Raw genomic sequence first — 15914 nt, 5'->3', positions numbered from 1 at the left:
CCACTTCCGGGTTCATGACTGCTTGGCCGTAGTGTTGACTACCAGCTCCCCCTCTCCGATCACTATCCGTACGTCGATCGAGGCCAGCTCGCCGAGAGTGCCCAGGTGGGTGCCGCCGCAGGGGAGCCGGGCGTGACCCGGGGGCAGCTCGCAGCTCCACCAGCGGCGGGAGTTGATCCAGGGCCCGTCGGTGTCGATCGCGATCCGCCCGCCGCCGGCGATCCACTCCGCCAGCCGGGCCGTGACGCCCTCGCGCACCGCGTCGAGCCGCCCGGAGAGGGCTTCGGCGTCGAAGCCCGCCTTGCGGAGCGACTTGCCGAGGCGGTAACGGTCGACGCTCTCCCAGGGGGTGATGCTCGACCGGGTGATCGCCGTCTGGTCGAAGTCGGGGCTGCCGAGACAGTCCGTACGCGGGACCTTGCGCCACAGGTCGCGCAGCTCCGTGTTCAGGGCGAGGGACATCAGGTGGCAGGCGGTGTGCGCGGCGCTCAGGCTCGACCGCCGCGCCACGTCCACCGCCAGGCCCGCCTGTTCGCCGGCGAGATCCGCCGGGTCCCCGTCCGGCGGCGTCTCGAGGACGTGACCGACCAGGAAGGACCAGCCCGGGTCCGTACGGCGGGCGGGGATCGCCTCCGCCCGGTACAGCGTGCCGTCCGGCCCGGCCGCCATCGTGACGGCGTCGACGACGGCGTGCTCCCGGCCCCCGAGCGTCAGGGTGCCCCGGTCGCCCGGCTGGTCGGGCCAGGTGTGGTCGAGCGGGTGGAACGGCGTCCGGTCGGTGACGATCACGAACGGGCCGTCGTCGCCGGCCGCCTCCGCGAGGACGACGGTGGCCTCACAGGCGCTCACGCCCTGCGGGAACAGGGCGACGGTGCTCGGGGCCGAGGTGGTTTCGCCCATGGCGCGGTCCTTGTCCTTACACGAAAGGGATCAGACGGCGAACGCGGTGTCGATGATACGGCCGCGCATTCTCCGGTGTCCGGCGGACGGAACGAGGTCCCGGACCACGCAGACGCGCTGGAGCCATCGGTCCCGGCCGTCGTACCTGGGGGTGAACTCCGAGCGGCCGTGGACGGCCCTGCGGTTGTCGACGATCAGCAGGTCTCCCGTGTCGAGGCACACCCACCGCCTGACCTCGTGGAGCACCGCGTGCAGCCGCTTCAGGGCGGCGTCCGCCTCGGGCACGATCCCCATCATGAGGTCGGGGTCGACGGTGAGATAGGGATCGAAGGGGTCGCCGTAGAGCACCCGCAGCAGCGGCCCGTTGCCCTTCGTGCCGTGGGAGCTGCCGAACGAGTAGTCGATCCCGGTCCGGTAGAGGGGCTCGCTGAGGATCGCCCGCTCGCGGAGGCTCAACCGGGGCAGGGCCATCCGCAGGCTGGCGCTGATCGTCCTGGCCGCCCCGTCGTGGTCGGGCCGCAGGCAGTGCAGCAGCACGTAGTCGGGCATGAAGGGGTGGAACGCCGTCTCCGTGTGGTAGTCGAGCAGGATGGCCGAGCTCTCGGAGGAGAGCTTCGCGGCGTTGTGGGGCGTCGGCACCACATTCTGGAACAGCAGGCCGTTCTTCTCCTGCCGGTAGCCGATGGGCTCGCCCAGCGCCTGCGCGAAGGCCGCCAGCCACAGCTCGCTGAGCGGGTTGGCGAAACGGACGCGCGCCTTCGGGTCGGCGGGGGTGGGGGGCAGCCCGGGGTCCACGGGCAGGCCCTTCACCAGCAGGACGCCCGAGTCGGTGCCGTGCTGGCGGAACCGGCTCACCGCCTGCCTGACTACGCGCGGCATCTCGTGGAACCGCAGTTCGGCCTCGCGGAGGAACGCCTCCTCGTCGGTCTCCGAGTCGGGCAGGAACCCGTCGGCGAGCCCGGTGAACAGGTGGGCGTAGACACCGGCGTCGACGACGTGCGGCCCGGGCTCGTTCTTCAGGTTCTCCGTGGAGGAGAAGTCCCGGCCGGAGAACCGGTAGGCGCCGGTCACCTCGGCCGCCCGGTCGGCGGCCGACCCCTGGTGCCGGCCGTCCAGCAGCCAGGAGAGCAGGTTGAGCAGGAGCCGCGCGTTGTCCTCGCGGCCGAGGAAGGGACGCGCGAACATCTCGGCGTTGCCCACCGCGGCGACCCTGCCCGCCCCGTGACGCGCCGTCCCCAGGAAGATCTGGCCGTCCTTCTCCACCAGGCCGGTCAGCGGGAGGCGGGCGCCGACGGGCTTGGGCCGGTAGAGGTACGCCCGGGAGACGCCCTCCAGCGCGGGGTGCGTGCCGGTGACCCCGGCCGCGAACTGGTAGGGCCGCACATGGGGCTGCGCGGGATCCGCGGGGTCGCCGATCGCCAGATGGCCCGAGACGAACCCGAACGGGGCGGGGCCCCGAGGCGGCCGCGGCCACTCCCCGTCCCCGAGGATCAGCACCGCGCCACCCTCCTGGACGTACCGGTCGAGGGCCTCGCACTCCCCGGGAGTGAACACCGCTCCGTCGACGCCCGGAGCGGGAATGAGCACGAGGCCCAGGCCCTTGAGCGCGTCCCCTTCGAAACCGTTCTCGAGAGCGGCCACCGTTCCGCCGAGGAGGTCGACGGCCAATTCTCCGAGGTCGGCGACGACACTGACCTCGGAGAAGTCGGCGGCCCGGCCGGCTCCCGATTTCCGCTGAATGTCGAACCTCCACACCGCAGCGTGCACCAGATCGATACCGATCACCATGTCGGATCCTCCAGGTGAGACTTCGCGAGGTGAGACTTTCGCGTCCATCGGAGAGGCTAGAGGACGAAGTTCGGATTTCTGTACATTCCTCGTATAGTGGCGGGAGCTTTCCGGGCCTGTCCGGGGCGGTAGGCATCGCGACCGTGCGCGCCGCCTATACGGCGCTTATACAACGGCCGCCTAGCCTCATGTCCCAGCACGTCGCCCGGAGGAAACCGTTGATGTCGATCGAAGAGCCCGCCGCGCGGAAGACGGACGCGCAGGCCGCATGGATCGCCGAGTCGGGTCTCGTCGTGGTGGCCGCCGTTTTCGGGCTTACTTTCGTGGTAATTCAGGACGCCATAGAAAACGTGCCGCCGTGGTCGTTCGTGGCTCTCCGTTTTCTGCTGGCGGCCGGTGTGGTGGCCGTTCCGTACGCCGCGCAGATCGCCCGGCTCTCGCGTTCGGGATGGGGCGCCGGGGCGGGCCTGGGCCTGCTGCTGGTCGGCGGGTACGCGTTCCAGACGATCGGTCTCGTGTACACGACCGCGTCCAACTCGGGCTTCATCACCGGTCTCTACATCGTGTTCACCCCGCTCATGGCCGCGTTGCTGCTTCGTCAGCGGGTCACCCGCTGGAGCGCCCTGTGCATCGCGACCGCCGCCGTGGGCCTGCTGCTCCTCTCGGGGTACGGAGGGGCCTTCCACCCGCTGGGCGACGCGCTCACCCTGGCCTCCAGCCTCTGTTTCGCGCTGCACATCATCGCCATGGACCGGGCGGTCCGCCTTTTCCCCACGGGAGCCCTGGTCGCGGTGCAACTGGCGACGTGCGGAACGCTCGCCCTGTGCATCGCACTGATCAAGGAGGATTTCCGCCTGCCCGGCGAATGGGACGCCTGGGGCGCGATCGCGTTCACCGGGCTGGCCGCCAGCGCCTTCGCCTATTTCGTTCAGGCGTACGCGCAGCGGCGTACCTCGCCGACCCGGGTGTCCGTCATCCTCGGGATGGAACCCGTCTTCGCCGGCGTCTTCGGATATTGGCTCGCGGGAGATCGTTTGACGCCGCTGGGCTGGGCGGGCGCCGCGACCATGGTGATCGGCGTGCTTCTCATGGACGTCAAGCCGTCCCGCATGTCGCTGAAGTGGGGGCGAAGCGTTTTCACAGGCCGCCCGCAGGCTTTTGACATAGTATTTACCCGCCATGGCCGGGGGAGAGCAGCATCCAGATCTGCGGTTCCGCATACTCGGACCGCTGGAGCTGACGGCGAATGGCTCCCAGGTCACCTTGAAGGGCCAGAAGGTGCGAACGCTCCTGGCCCTTCTGCTCTGTTATCCGAACACGGCCGTACCGGATGACCGGCTGATCGACGGGCTGTGGCCGTCGGACCCGCCGGCGTCCGCGGCCGCGAACCTGCGCGCCTACATCCGCGGCCTGCGGACGACGCTGGGCGACCCGCGCCGCATCACCCGAGTCGATCGCGGCTACCTCCTCCACGTACGGCCTCCCGAGGTGGACGCCCTGCGGTTCTCCGCCCTGGTCGCCGGGAGCGAGGAGGCGGCCGCCGGCGGCGACGTCGCGCGGGCGGCGGAGATCCTCCGCAGGGCGCTGGACGAGTGGACCGGCGTGCCCTTCGCGGGGCTCGACGACTGCCCCGCGCTGCGGGCCGAGGCCGCGGTGCTGGAGGAGCAGCGGTTCACGGCGGTCGGCCAGTGGGTGGAGCACGAGCTCGCGCTCGGCCGGCACGCGGACATGATCCCCGTCCTGGTCCAGCTCGTCGAGGAGTTCCCGCTGCGTGAGTCGCTGCGCGGCCGGCTGATGGAGGCGCTGCACCGGTCGGGCCGCCAGGCGGAGGCGCTGCAGCTCTATCGGGACACGCGCGCCCTCCTCGTCGAGTCGCTCGGCATCGAGCCCGGCCCGCAGTTGCGGGAGCAGGAACAGGCGATCCTGCGAGAGGCCGTGGCGCCGGGCGAGGAACCCGCCGCCGCCTCCCCGCGCCCGTGCAACCTCCCGGCCGACACCCCCGACTTCACCGGCCGGGCCGAGGAGATCGCGCGGATCACCCGCTGGCTGACCTCCGAAGACCGGGTCGGCCCGTCGATCGTGGCGGTGTCCGCCCGCGGCGGCGCGGGCAAGACCACCCTGGCCGTACACGTCGCCCACCGGTTGCGGGAGGACTTCCCGGACGGGCAGATCTTCGTGCCGCTCCGCGGGGCCGAGGCGGCGCGCCGCATCCCGCCGGGCGTCGCGCTGGCCGGCTCGCTGCGCACCCTGGGGGTGCCCGACCACCGGCTGCCCGAGCACATCGAGGAACGCAGCGCGATGCTCCGGGAGGTGCTCTCGGAGCGACGTGCGCTGCTGATCCTCGACGACGCCGCGGACGAGAGCCAGGTGATGCCGCTCATCCCGGGCACGAGCGGGTGCGCCGTCCTGATCACGAGCCGGCACCGCCTCACGGCCGTTCCGGGCATCCGGCGGCTCGAACTCGAGTCGTTCACCGAGGAGCAGGCGATCGACTTCCTGCAGCGGATGCTCGGCGACGACCGCATGAGGAGCAGCCCGGAAGCCGGCGCGCGGCTCGTCCGCCTGTGCGGGCGTCACCCGCTCGCGCTGCGCATCGCGGGCGCGCGGCTCGCCGCCCGGCCGCACTGGCCCGTGCGCCGCATGGTCGACCGGCTGGCCGGAGAGCACCATCGGCTCGACGAGCTCGTGCACGGCGAGCTGGACGTGCGCGCCAACCTGATGCTCTCCTACGCGGCGCTGGGGCCCCGGGCGAGGCTCCTGCTCATGCTGCTCGGCAGTCTCGACCTCGTCGAATACGAGGAATGGGCGGCGGCGGCGCTGCTGGACTGCCCGCTCCGGGAGGCCGAGGACCTCCTGGACCAGCTCGCCCACAGTCACCTGGTCACCGTGGCGACCGGAGACCACAGCCAGCCCCGATACGGCCTGCACGATCTGGTCCGCATCTTCGCCCGGCAGCAGGCGCAGGCGCAGCTTCCCTGCGAGGAGGTGCGCGCCGCCCTGGAGCGGGCCGTCGCGGCCCTGCTGACGGTGACCGAGCACGCCCACACCCAGCTCGCCGGCCACGACCATCTGGTGCTGCACAGCACGGCCCGGCGCCGGCCGATGGCGGAAGAGCACCTCAGGGAGATCGTCACCGATCCCGTGACCTGGTGCGAGGCCGAGCTGCCGAACATCCAGGGAGCGGTCCGGCAGGCGGCGCACCTGGGTTTCGACGACCTCTGCTGGGATCTCGCGGTGACCGCCGCGCCCCTCCTGGAGGTCCGCAAACACCACGACGAGTGGGAGCAGACGCACGAGATCGCCCTCGACGCCACCAGGGCCGCCGGCAACCGCCGCGGCGAGGCGGTCATCCTCGCCGAGCTTGGCGAGCTCAGCCTGCACCGGCACGACTACCGCGCGGCGGCGAACTTCATCGGGCAGGCCGCCACGATCTTCACGGCGTTGCGCGACCGGCACGCCGAGGCCATCACCGAGCACAAGCTGGCCGTGCTCGACCGTCTCGGGGGCCGGCTGCACGACGCCCTCTCCCGCGCCCGGCGCAGCGCCGCCGCCCTGAGCGCGCTCGGCGACGTCGGCAACGAAGCGCTCGTGCTCCGCCAGGTCGGGCAGATCCATCTCCAGCTCGGCAACCACGAAGAGGCCCGGATCAACCTGGAGCAGGCCCTGCAGATGGCGCAGAAGGCGCAGGGCGCCCGCCTGGCCCAGCAGGTGAACTACCGGCTCGGCGAGCTCAACCTGGAGTGCGGCGAACCGGCCGAAGCCCTCCCCCGGTTCGAGCGCGTCCACGAGTTCTGCCAGACCATCGAGGACCAGGTCGGCATGGCCCACGCCCTGTACGGGATGGGCCGGGCGTGGGCCGCCCTGACGCGATGGGACACCGCGCACCGCACTCTCACGCTCGCGCTGGCGCACGCGAGGGCGGCGGGCGAGCGGGTCGTCGAGGCCGACGTGCTCCACCACCTCGGACGGGTCGCCCGCAGCCGGGGGAGAACGGAGGAGGCGGCCGAGTCCTTCGCCCTCGCCGAGGCCATCTGCCGGAACCTCGGCATCACCCCGACCTGGCTCGGTGAACCCGAGGCGGCGTTCCGTACGTGACGGGAGCGCCTGGCCGAGTGGGGGACGTCCGGCTGGCCGGGTTCTCGCCCCCCCAGGGCAGGTCGCAGGACAAGTCGCAGGACAAGGAGTCTGATGTCACATCTTCTGTCGCTCCGGGAGTTCACCGGCGAGCAGCTCGACGCGCTCGTCCGCAAGGCATTGGAGATCAAGCGGAATCCCGAGGCGTACCGGAGCGCACTGGCCGGAAAAGGTCTCCTCCTGCTGATGCAGAAGACCTCGACCCGCACCGTCCTCGCGTTCACGGCGGCCGTCCACCAGATGGGCGGCTACGCCGTACGGCTCAACTGGGACGAGAGCAACTTCGCCATCTCTCCGCTGGACCTCGAAGCCAGATACATCTCCACCACGGCCGACGCCGTCATGGCCCGCCTGCGGAGCTTCGACGACATCGCCGCGCTGGCCGCCAGCAGTTCCATCCCCGTCGTGAACGGCTGCTGCTCCCGCTACCACCCCTCCCAGGTCGTCGCCGACTGCCTCACGGTCCTGGAGACGGCGGGCCGCCTGGAAGGGACGCGGCTCGCGTACGTCGGCGTGCACAACAACGTGACCAACTCGCTCCTCGCCGGCTGCACCAGGCTGGGAATGCGGGTCAACCTGGTCACGCCGCTGCGGCACGACGGCGCGATCGACGACGAACTGGTCGCCGAAGCCGAGGCCACCGGGCTGGTCGGCAGGTTCGACACGGTCGCCGCGGCGGCGGCCGAGTCCGACTTCGTCTACACCGACACCTGGGTCGACATGGAGCACTTCGACGACCCGGACTACCAGGAGGAGAAGCGGCACCGCATCAAGCTGATGTCGTCGTTCCAGCTGAACCGGGAGAACCTGGGCGGAGCGGACCCGTGGATCATGCACGACATGCCGATCCATCCGGGATACGAGATCTCCAGGGACCTCGTGGACGCCCCGAAGTCGGTGATTTTCCAGCAGGCGGAGAACCGCCTCTACGCGGCCAAGGCGATCCTGCACGAACTGATGACCACGTGACCCGCGCCGCCGGCATTTAAGCGGTTTAGTGAGTGGCCGAAAATGCCTTGTGTTCCGAATAGTTGTCGCTTACGTTAAAAAAAACCCCTTGTGTGCAGCGATCCCGGAGGGGAAGTGGCAGTGCAGACGAGAAGGTTATTCGCCACCGCGGCCATGCTCACCGCCGCGTGCGTGCTTGCCGCCTGCTCCTCGGACGCGGGGAGTAAAAGTGCGGCAGGTGCGAGCGACAGCGGAAACGACACGACCGGAAACAAGGCGAGCAACTGCACGAACACGATCGGCAAGAAGAACCTGCCGGTCGTGACCTTCTGGGGCTGGTATCCCAACATGCGGCTCGTCGTCGACAACTTCAACAAGCAGAACAACGAGGTGCAGGTCTGCTGGACCAACGTCGGCCAGGGCGGTGACGAGTACGACAAGTTCCAGACGGCCATCTCGGCGGGCACCGGCGCACCTGACGTGATCATGATCGAGGCGGACCGGATCCCGACCTTCCAGATCCAGAAGGCGCTCGTCGACATCAAGAAGTACGGCTACGACGCCGTCAGGGACAACTACGGCCCGGGGGCGTGGAAGGACGTCTCGATCGGCGGCGTGGTCTACGGCGTGCCGGTCGACGGCGGGCCGATGGCGATGATCTACCGCAAGGACGTCTTCGACAAATACAAGATCACGCCGCCGAAGACGTGGGCCGAGTACGAGCAGGCGGCGCAGAAGGTGAAGGACGCCGGGGGCCCGCTGTTCGGCGACCTCGGCGCGAACGTGCCGGCCGTCATGATGGCGCTGCAGATCCAGAAGGGCGCGAACCCGATCACCTACGACCCGGCGCGGCCCGAGTCGATCGGCATCGCGCTGAACGACCAGGCGTCCAAGGACGTGCTGGACTACTGGGGGAACCTCGCGCGGAAGGGCCTGGTCGGGACGCAGGACCAGTTCACGCCGGAGTACATCTCCGGTGTGGTCAACGGCAAGTACGCGACGTACATCTCGGCGGCCTGGGCGCCCGGATATCTCACCGGCGCGGGCGTCGGCAAGGGCAAGGACACCGGCAAGTTCGCGGTGGCGCCGCTGCCGCAGTGGGATCCCGCCAACCCGGTGCAGGTGAACTGGGGCGGGTCGGCCTTCTCCGTGACGAGCCAGGCGAAGAACCCCGAACTCGCGGCGAAGGTGGCGTACGGCCTCTACGCCGACGACGCGTCGCTCACCGACGGCTGGACCAACCAGATCATCTTCCCGCTGAACCTCAAGGCGCTGCGCGATCCGGAATTCGTGGATCTGAAGGTGTCGTTCTTCGACGGCCAGCAGGCGAACAAGGAGGTCTACGTCCCCGCGGCGAACGCCTACAAGGGCATGACCTACAGCCCGTTCGGCCAGTACTACTTCGACGCCTTGACGAAGCAGATCGGCGCGGTCATCGAGGGCTCGGTCACCGGTGCGCAGGCGGCCGACCGCGTCCAGGAGGACGTGGCGAACTACGCCAAGGAGCAAGGCTTCACCGTCCAGTGACACCACGGGCCGACCCGCCGTCCTCGACCTCCCGGAGCCCACGATGACCCTGCTGATCGAGGAGAGCGCACCGAGCACCCGAGAGAAAACGCACAAGGCTCGCGGCACGGTGCGTCTCCGTGAGCACCTGATGGGGTGGCTCTTCGTCGGGCCGTTCGCGCTCGTCTTCCTGGCGCTTCTCATCGCGCCGCTCGCGTACGCGCTGTATCTCAGCCTCTTCCGCAAGAAGCTGATCGGCGGCACCAGTTTCGTCCTGTTCGACAACTACGTGAAGGCGTTCACCGACCCGAGTTTCCTCTCGGGGGCGTGGTTCGTGGTCCGCTTCTCCCTGGTCGCCATCCCGCTGCAGATCGTCGTCGCGCTCGCGATGGCCCTCATCCTGGACGCCGTCACATCCGCGTTCGCCCGGTTCTCGCGGTTGATGATTTTCCTTCCGTACGCGATTCCCACCGTCATCGGGGCGGTGATGTGGGGGTTTCTGTACAGCAGGAGCTTCGGGCCGCTCTCCGACGTCTTCGGGTTGTTCGGCGCCACCGCGCCCGACTTCCTCGGCGGCAACCTGATCTTCTACGGCCTGGTCAACGTCGTCACCTGGCAGTGGGCCGGTTACTACATGATCATCCTGTACGCCGCGCTGCAGGGCATCGACCCGGCGCTCTACGAGGCGGCCCGCATGGACGGCGCCGGCAGACGGCAGATCGCGCTGCGGATCAAGATCCCGCTGATCGCCCCCGCGCTGCTCCTGATCCTGGTCTTCGCGCTCATCGGCACGCTGCAGTTCTTCAACGAACCACAGTTCCTGCGATTCCTCGCGGCCGGCACGATCGGACCGGACTTCACCCCCAACATGTACGCCTACCAGCAGGCGTTCGCACTCGCGAACTTCAACTACGGGTCGGCGATCTCCTTCGCCCTCGGCGGGATCGTGTTCGCCGGCGTCTACGCCTTCCTGTTCTTCACCCGCAAGCGGAGGAGCTTCCTGTGACGACCGGCCGCTCCCGCGCACGCCGCGCGCCACAACGCCACCTGCCCCTGCAGGTGCTCCTCGGCTTCCTGGTCGTCTACTTCCTCGTGCCGTTCTGGTGGGTCGTCGTCAACAGTTCCAAGGACGCCCCCGGCCTCTTCGGCGGCGGCAACACCCTGTGGTTCACCGACCGGATCGACTACTTCGGCAACCTCAGGCAACTGTTCACCTACGACGGCGGCATCTACGGCAGGTGGATCCTCAACTCCACGCTGTACGCGTTCGCGGGCGGGATCGGCGCCACGATCCTGGCCGTCATGGCCGGCTACGGCTTCGCCAAGTACCGGTTCGCCGGCCGGCGCCTCAGCTTCTCCGTCCTGCTCGGCGCGTTGATGGTGCCCGCGACCGCCCTGGTGATCCCCACCTTCGTGATGTTCTCCGGGCTCGGCCTGACGAACACGATATGGGCGGTGATCCTGCCGTCACTGCTCAACCCGTTCGGCGTCTACCTGATGCACGTGTACGCGCGGGACGCCGTTCCCGACGAGATCCTGGACGCGGCGCGGGCCGACGGCGCGGGTGAGGTGCGGACGTTCCTCCAGGTCGCGCTCCCGCTGATGCGGCCCGCCGTGGTCACGGTGCTGCTCCTGTCGGCCGTGGCGTCCTGGAACAACTACTTCCTGCCCGTCGCCATGCTCTCCGACAACCGCCTCTTCCCCGTCACCGTCGGGCTCGGCCTCTGGCAGGGGATCGCCTCCGCGAACAACGCGGGCAGCACCTCCCTCTGGAGCCTGATCATCCTGGGCGCGCTCGTGTCGGTGATCCCGCTCATCGTCGCGTTCTTCACCCTCCAGCGGCACTGGCGTGGCGGACTGGCCGTCGGAGGCCTGCGCTGACGCGGCCGACCCTATCGCCAGCCGGTCCGCTGTCGTAGCCAGGTCAGCGCCACCCTGCCCTGCGCGAGCTGGAAGGCCCGCAGGGTGGGCAGACCGGGCGGCGGGGGCAGGAGCCCTCGCTGCAGGAAGTATCCGGTGATCGCGGCGAGAACGGCGGTGACGGCGCCGGGGTCGGCGTTCCTCGCGACCGGGTGGCCGTCGAAGACCTGGGCCGGTGGCGGCCCCCCTTGCATCGTCACGCTGGGCAGCATCCCGACCAGGTCGAACCACGGCGCGGCCAGGCACGCGTGCGGCCAGTCCACCACGAGCACCCGGCCGTCGCCGGTGAGCAGCAGGTTGTCCGCCCGCATGTCGGCGTGGGCGAGGCAGGCGCCTTCGGCGGCCTCACCCCAGTGCTCCTCCAGCTCCGCCAGCCGCGGCAGGTGCCGTACGGCCCAGGGGTCGAGCACGCCGGTCAGGTCCGCGCCGTCCGCGGCCAGCCGCCGCCAGCCCCGGAACTCGTCGCCGAACCTCTCGGCGGCGGCGGGCACCCGAATCGGGGCGGGGGTGAGCGCCTCGGCCATGCGGGCCAGCGCGCCGAGCACGAGGGCCAGCTCGTCCGGCTCCCACGGCTGGGCGGGCAGGCGCCCCTCCACGTCCTCGAACAACAGCACCACCCAGCCGTCCTGGTCGAAGGAGGCGAGCAGCCGGGGCGCGGGCACGCCGGCCGGCAGCGCGGCGGCCACCCTGGCCTCGGCGCGGTGGAACGCGGGGCTGTCCGGGTTGGGCTCCGGGCCGACCGCCTTGACGAACGCCCTGCCGCCGCCCGCGAGCCGCAGCCGGGCCGCCACACCCGGTGAGAAGCCTCCCGGCTGCGTGACCGCCTCGGCGACCCGGTCGCCGAGATGCCGTTCGACCGCGAGCCGCAGCTCCTCGGGCACCGCCGACCACGGGATCCGTACGCCCTCGGCGGGCGGCGGAGACTGCTCCTCACTCATCCCGGCATGATCCGGCCCCCGTACGCCCACGGCAATCGAGTTTCCGGCCCCGGCACCTCATATCGGCGTTTCACGGATGCCGCGCGGCGGGCTAGGAGTCGCCCGTCACGTGGCTCAGTTGGGCGAAGGCATGGTCCGCGTCGGCGACCGCCTCGGGCCGCACGTCGTGCGCGGTCCGCCCGTCGGCGATCTTCTGCCAGTTGGTCCGGGCCAGTACGCGTCGAACCGCGATCACCTGGGCGGCCTGCAGCCGGCCTCGGACACCCGGATCGAGGACGGCGGCCAAGGCGTCCTCGTCGTCGAGCATGTACTGCAGGAGCCGTCCCGCCAGGCTTGGGGTGGTGAACACCAGCCGATGAAACGCCACCACCTCGGGATGATCGTTGAGGCCGGTGACCGGCTCGAAGCGATCGAGGCCATCCCGGAAGTGCCGGTGCAACGCCGTCATCGGTGCGATACCGGGGGGCCGGTCACGGACCACGCGTGCGGCCTCACCGCTGTGGTCCGCGAAGCGGTGCAGGATCAGGTCTTCCTTGCTGGCGAAGTAGCGGAACAGCGTCGGTTTCGACACCTCGGCCATCGCGGCGATGTCGGACACCGATACCTGGTCGAACCCGCGCGCCAGGAACAGCGAGATCGCCGCGTCGGCGATCGCGTCCCGGGTTCGTCCCTTCTTGCGGGCCCGCAGCCCGACCGGCTCGCTCACCTTGTCAGGGTATCGTTCGTTACTCAGTTGCTTTTTTAACTCGGTAACGAAAAGATGGCGAGCATGAAGCAGACCGACACCCGCCGCACTTCGCCGACGACGGCGAGGCTGCCATGACACCCACGGGAGGGCCTCCGGTTCTCGTCACCGGCGCGACCGGACGCATCGGCCGCGCCGTGGTCGATCTGCTGACCGACGCGGGCGTGCCGGTCCGTGCCCTCGTACGCCGCTCCGAGTCGGCGGCGACACTGCCTGCCGACGTCGAGATCGCCACCGGCGATCTCACGGTGCCCGAATCGCTCGACGCGGCGCTGCACGCCATCGGTACGGTCTTCCTGGTCTGGACCGCCCCGCCGCAGACCGCGGCGGCTGTCGTCGACCGGCTGGCCGCCCACGCACAGCGGGTCGTCTACCTGTCCGCGCCACACCGGACCCCGCATCCGTTCTTCCAGCAGCCGAACCCGATGGCGGCGCTGCACGCCGAGATCGAGCGGCTCATCGCAGCCAGCGGACTCGACTCGACGATCGTCCGGCCGGGGATGTTCGCGTCGAACGCCCTGCTCTGGTGGTCCGCCGCGGTCCGTGGCGAGGGCGTGGTCCGGTGGCCGTACGGCGCGGCCGAGACCGCCCCGGTCGACGACCGGGATGTGGCCGCGGTGGTCGCGCGGACCCTGAGCGAGGGCGGACACTCCGGCGGCGACTACGTCCTGACCGGCCCCGGGTCACTCACCCAGGCCGAACAGATACGCATCATCGGGGAGACGCTGGGCCGCCGGCTGACGTTCGAGGAACTGTCGCCCGACGAGTTCCGGCGCGAGACCCCAGAAGCCTCGCGCCCGGCCGTGGACATGCTCCTGGCGGCGTGGAACGCCGCGACGGGACGCCCGGCATACGTCACCTCGACGGTCTCCGACCTTCTCGGAAGGCCGGCGCGAACCTTCCGCCAGTGGGTCACCGACCACGCCACATCCTTCACCGGGAACCGATGATTTGACCATCTGTCCATTGGTATCGCCGGCCTTAGGCTCGTCCGATGCCTCGTGCACTCATCCTCGGCGGAACCGGCATGCTCGGCCGGGCCACCGCGCTCCGCCTCCTCGCCACCGGATGGCGGGTAACCGTCACCGGTCGCGACCCCGCCAACATGCCGTCCGAGGTCGCTGCCGCCGGGGCCGAATTCGTTCCGGCGGACCGCGCCGACGCGGGCCGGCTTCGGGCCGCCCTCGCTGACGGCGCGGAGCTGCTCGTCGACTGCGTCTGCTACACCGCCGCCGACGCGCGACTCCTGCTTCCGTTGGCCAAGGACGCCGACTCGACGGTGCTCATCTCCAGCAAGGCCGTCTACGTCGACGCCCACGGCAACCACCCCAACTCCGACGTCGAGCCGCGGTACGACGGGCCGATCCGGGAGACGCAGGCCACCATGGCGCCCAGCGACGTCGACCACAACTCCCGGGAGGGGTACGGCGCCAACAAGGTCGCGGCCGAGCACGTGGCACTCGACAGCGGTCTGCCTGTCACCGTCCTGCGCCCCTCCTTGGTCCACGGCGTAGGCGCGGCCTTCCCGCGCGAGTGGGTTTTCGTCAAGCGCGCCCTGGACCGGCGTGCCGCTGTGCTGCTCGCCCGCCGTGGGAGTGGAACCGTGCACCCGACGGCCGCGGTCAACGTGGCCGCGCTCATCGAGACCGTCGCCCATGCGCCGGGCGCCCGCGTCCTCAACATCGCCGATCCGGACGTCCCGAGTGCCCTCGACATCTCCCGCGCGATCGCCCGGCACCTCGGACACGACCGGGAGGAAGTGCTGCTCGACGACTCGGCGGACCCGGACCTCGGCCTGACCCCGTGGGACTCGGCGCATCCGGTCGTGCTTGACATGTCGGCCGCCGTGGAACTCGGATACCGGCCCGCGGGGGACTACGCGACAACGGTCGCCGCCGAGGTCGACTGGCTCGTCGACGCCGTACGGAACGGCGGCCGAGCGGGAATTTTGCCCAGGGCGGACGACCCGCGTTTCAGCCGATTCTTCGACTACGCGGCCGAAGACAGGTTTCTCGCAGGACGCCGACGCGACACTTGATCACCCATCGGTCCGTTGAGGAGCATCCGGTGCCCGAGACAGGCGGAGATGGGTGGCCACCTCGGCGACGAGGTCTTCGACGGGACGGGTGCCGTCCACCGAGAGCGTACGCAGCCCGTAGGCGGCGGCCTGCCGGCGGACCTCCTCATCCCACAGCGCGTCTCGGGCGAGGCGCTTGGCGAGCATTTCTTCTGGATCGTGGGATCCCCACGTCGCTCCTGCCCGCAGACGGTCGGCATAGCGCATGGCCAGAACACGCCGGCGGAACTCGGGGGAAGGCAGCAGGAACACCGCCTGGTGAAAGCCGGCAAGCAGGGGTGCGACGTCGCGAGGCAGGACGCCGAAGTAGTCGACCAGGACGATCCGGTCGTCGGGAAGGGCAAGGAGATCCTCGGTGAGGAAGCCGATCATCTCTCCGTGCAGGCTTGGCATCGACTGGAACACCTCCTGCGCCGACCGGCCCGCCCACGCCTGTCCGGGCGCAGCGCCTGCCAGGGCGTGCAGGTGAGGGTGACGCTGCTGCGTGCTCCGGGTCACCCAGTCGTGTTCCGCTCGGTCACCGTCGTAGCGCCGGGCGTCGTGCCGGCGGGCCAGCGCCATGGTCACTGTGCTCTTGCCGGCTCCTGTTCCACCGGCGATCCAACGTACGTGCGCCAGAGCTTCGGTGAGCGTCCTGTCGCTCCCTGGGGCGGTGCGGGGAGGCTTCATGCACACGAGTGTCCTCAGGTATCTCGTGTGATCACAGTCTTGTTCTTCACATGCACTGGGATCGAAGATGAGAGAGAGGGCGAGCTCGTTCAGCCCACGACCTGAATTTTCCGCGCGGCGCGCACGCCTCACCGGCGTCGTCGGCTGTCTATCGCTGGGATCGGCGTATCCGGAGAAGGCGATCTGTCGGAACGGGTCGAAGATCTGCTGGTGGAACGGTAATCGGTCGGTGTGATCGCTACGCTCCTGGACAGGGGGGGCGTCGCCTCGCCGACGAGCTCTTAGGGGC

At 69.9% G+C, this 15914-nt stretch carries 13 protein-coding genes; 8 read left to right on the top strand and 5 right to left on the bottom strand.

From position 1 onward, the window contains the following. Positions 1-12 precede the first annotated feature (12 nt). Both F5972_RS04045 and F5972_RS04040 read right to left on the bottom strand, forming a co-directional pair. Entirely contained in the window at positions 13-900 is an 888-nt protein-coding gene (locus F5972_RS04045) for an alanyl-tRNA editing protein (protein ID WP_150931114.1), read from the bottom strand. Positions 901-930: 30 nt separating this feature from the next. Continuing rightward, the gene (locus tag F5972_RS04040) at positions 931-2688 is read right to left on the bottom strand and encodes a TauD/TfdA family dioxygenase (RefSeq protein WP_191909929.1); all 1758 of its coding nucleotides are present in this window, start codon (positions 2686-2688) and stop codon (positions 931-933) included. Between the two features lie 221 nt (positions 2689-2909). Here F5972_RS04040 and F5972_RS04035 point away from each other — a divergent pair, with 221 nt between their 5' ends. From F5972_RS04035 to F5972_RS04010, 6 genes are all read left to right on the top strand, one after another. Continuing rightward, the gene (locus F5972_RS04035; RefSeq protein ID WP_191909928.1) at positions 2910-4022 is read left to right on the top strand and encodes a DMT family transporter; all 1113 of its coding nucleotides are present in this window, start codon (positions 2910-2912) and stop codon (positions 4020-4022) included. Then, positions 3967-6783, top strand: a complete 2817-nt coding sequence (locus tag F5972_RS04030) for an AfsR/SARP family transcriptional regulator (RefSeq protein WP_191909927.1) — start codon at positions 3967-3969, stop codon at positions 6781-6783. Before F5972_RS04035 ends, F5972_RS04030 begins: the two co-directional genes overlap by 56 nt. 93 nt (positions 6784-6876) lie before the next feature. Further along, complete coding sequence (locus F5972_RS04025; RefSeq protein WP_150931106.1) at positions 6877-7791, top strand: Rossmann-fold NAD(P)-binding domain-containing protein; 915 nt, start codon at positions 6877-6879, stop codon at positions 7789-7791. Positions 7792-7911: 120 nt separating this feature from the next. Next, positions 7912-9297, top strand: coding sequence for an ABC transporter substrate-binding protein (locus F5972_RS04020; RefSeq protein WP_150931104.1), 1386 nt, complete (start codon positions 7912-7914; stop codon positions 9295-9297). A gap of 43 nt (positions 9298-9340) precedes the next feature. Next, positions 9341-10282, top strand: a complete 942-nt coding sequence (locus F5972_RS04015) for a carbohydrate ABC transporter permease (protein ID WP_150931102.1) — start codon at positions 9341-9343, stop codon at positions 10280-10282. Then, positions 10279-11157 (top strand): carbohydrate ABC transporter permease, encoded by an 879-nt coding sequence (locus F5972_RS04010; protein ID WP_150931100.1) that lies wholly within the window; start codon positions 10279-10281, stop codon positions 11155-11157. The genes F5972_RS04015 and F5972_RS04010 overlap by 4 nt, the downstream gene beginning before the upstream one ends. A gap of 11 nt (positions 11158-11168) precedes the next feature. On the opposite strand, the gene F5972_RS04005 is transcribed toward F5972_RS04010, so the two are convergent. Together F5972_RS04005 and F5972_RS04000 are read right to left on the bottom strand one after the other, a co-directional pair. Continuing rightward, on the bottom strand, positions 11169-12134 hold the full coding sequence (locus F5972_RS04005; protein WP_150931098.1) for an aminoglycoside phosphotransferase family protein: 966 nt from the start codon (positions 12132-12134) through the stop codon (positions 11169-11171). A 91-nt stretch (positions 12135-12225) separates the two neighbouring features. Continuing rightward, a complete protein-coding gene (locus tag F5972_RS04000; protein ID WP_150931096.1) occupies positions 12226-12840 on the bottom strand; it encodes a TetR/AcrR family transcriptional regulator in 615 nt (204 codons plus the stop codon). 113 nt (positions 12841-12953) lie between these two features. On the opposite strand from F5972_RS04000, the gene F5972_RS03995 reads away from it, so the two are divergent. Both F5972_RS03995 and F5972_RS03990 read left to right on the top strand, forming a co-directional pair. Further along, on the top strand, positions 12954-13829 hold the full coding sequence (locus F5972_RS03995) for an NAD(P)H-binding protein (protein WP_150931094.1): 876 nt from the start codon (positions 12954-12956) through the stop codon (positions 13827-13829). A gap of 44 nt (positions 13830-13873) precedes the next feature. Next, complete coding sequence (locus tag F5972_RS03990) at positions 13874-14917, top strand: NAD-dependent epimerase/dehydratase family protein (protein ID WP_150931092.1); 1044 nt, start codon at positions 13874-13876, stop codon at positions 14915-14917. Here F5972_RS03990 and F5972_RS03985 read toward each other — a convergent pair whose 3' ends face one another. Beyond that, positions 14918-15523: a hypothetical protein gene (locus F5972_RS03985; protein WP_150931090.1), complete on the bottom strand. Its 606-nt coding sequence runs from the start codon at positions 15521-15523 to the stop codon at positions 14918-14920. Between the last annotated feature and the right edge of the window lie 391 nt (positions 15524-15914).

The sequence above is a fragment of the Microbispora cellulosiformans genome (assembly GCF_008728085.1).
GTDB classification, from domain to species: Bacteria; Actinomycetota; Actinomycetes; order Streptosporangiales; family Streptosporangiaceae; genus Microbispora; species Microbispora amethystogenes.
This window is presented reverse-complemented; position numbering and strand designations above follow the sequence as displayed.

Coding starts and splice junctions, on each gene's coding strand:
- F5972_RS04045 (WP_150931114.1), bottom strand. CDS start 900: ATGGGCGAAACCACCTCGGCCCCGAGCACCGTCGCCCTGTTCCCGCAG.
- F5972_RS04040 (WP_191909929.1), bottom strand. CDS start 2,688: ATGGTGATCGGTATCGATCTGGTGCACGCTGCGGTGTGGAGGTTCGAC.
- F5972_RS04035 (WP_191909928.1), top strand. CDS start 2,910: ATGTCGATCGAAGAGCCCGCCGCGCGGAAGACGGACGCGCAGGCCGCA.
- F5972_RS04025 (WP_150931106.1), top strand. CDS start 6,877: ATGTCACATCTTCTGTCGCTCCGGGAGTTCACCGGCGAGCAGCTCGAC.
- F5972_RS04015 (WP_150931102.1), top strand. CDS start 9,341: ATGACCCTGCTGATCGAGGAGAGCGCACCGAGCACCCGAGAGAAAACG.
- F5972_RS04005 (WP_150931098.1), bottom strand. CDS start 12,134: ATGAGTGAGGAGCAGTCTCCGCCGCCCGCCGAGGGCGTACGGATCCCG.
- F5972_RS03995 (WP_150931094.1), top strand. CDS start 12,954: ATGACACCCACGGGAGGGCCTCCGGTTCTCGTCACCGGCGCGACCGGA.
- F5972_RS03990 (WP_150931092.1), top strand. CDS start 13,874: ATGCCTCGTGCACTCATCCTCGGCGGAACCGGCATGCTCGGCCGGGCC.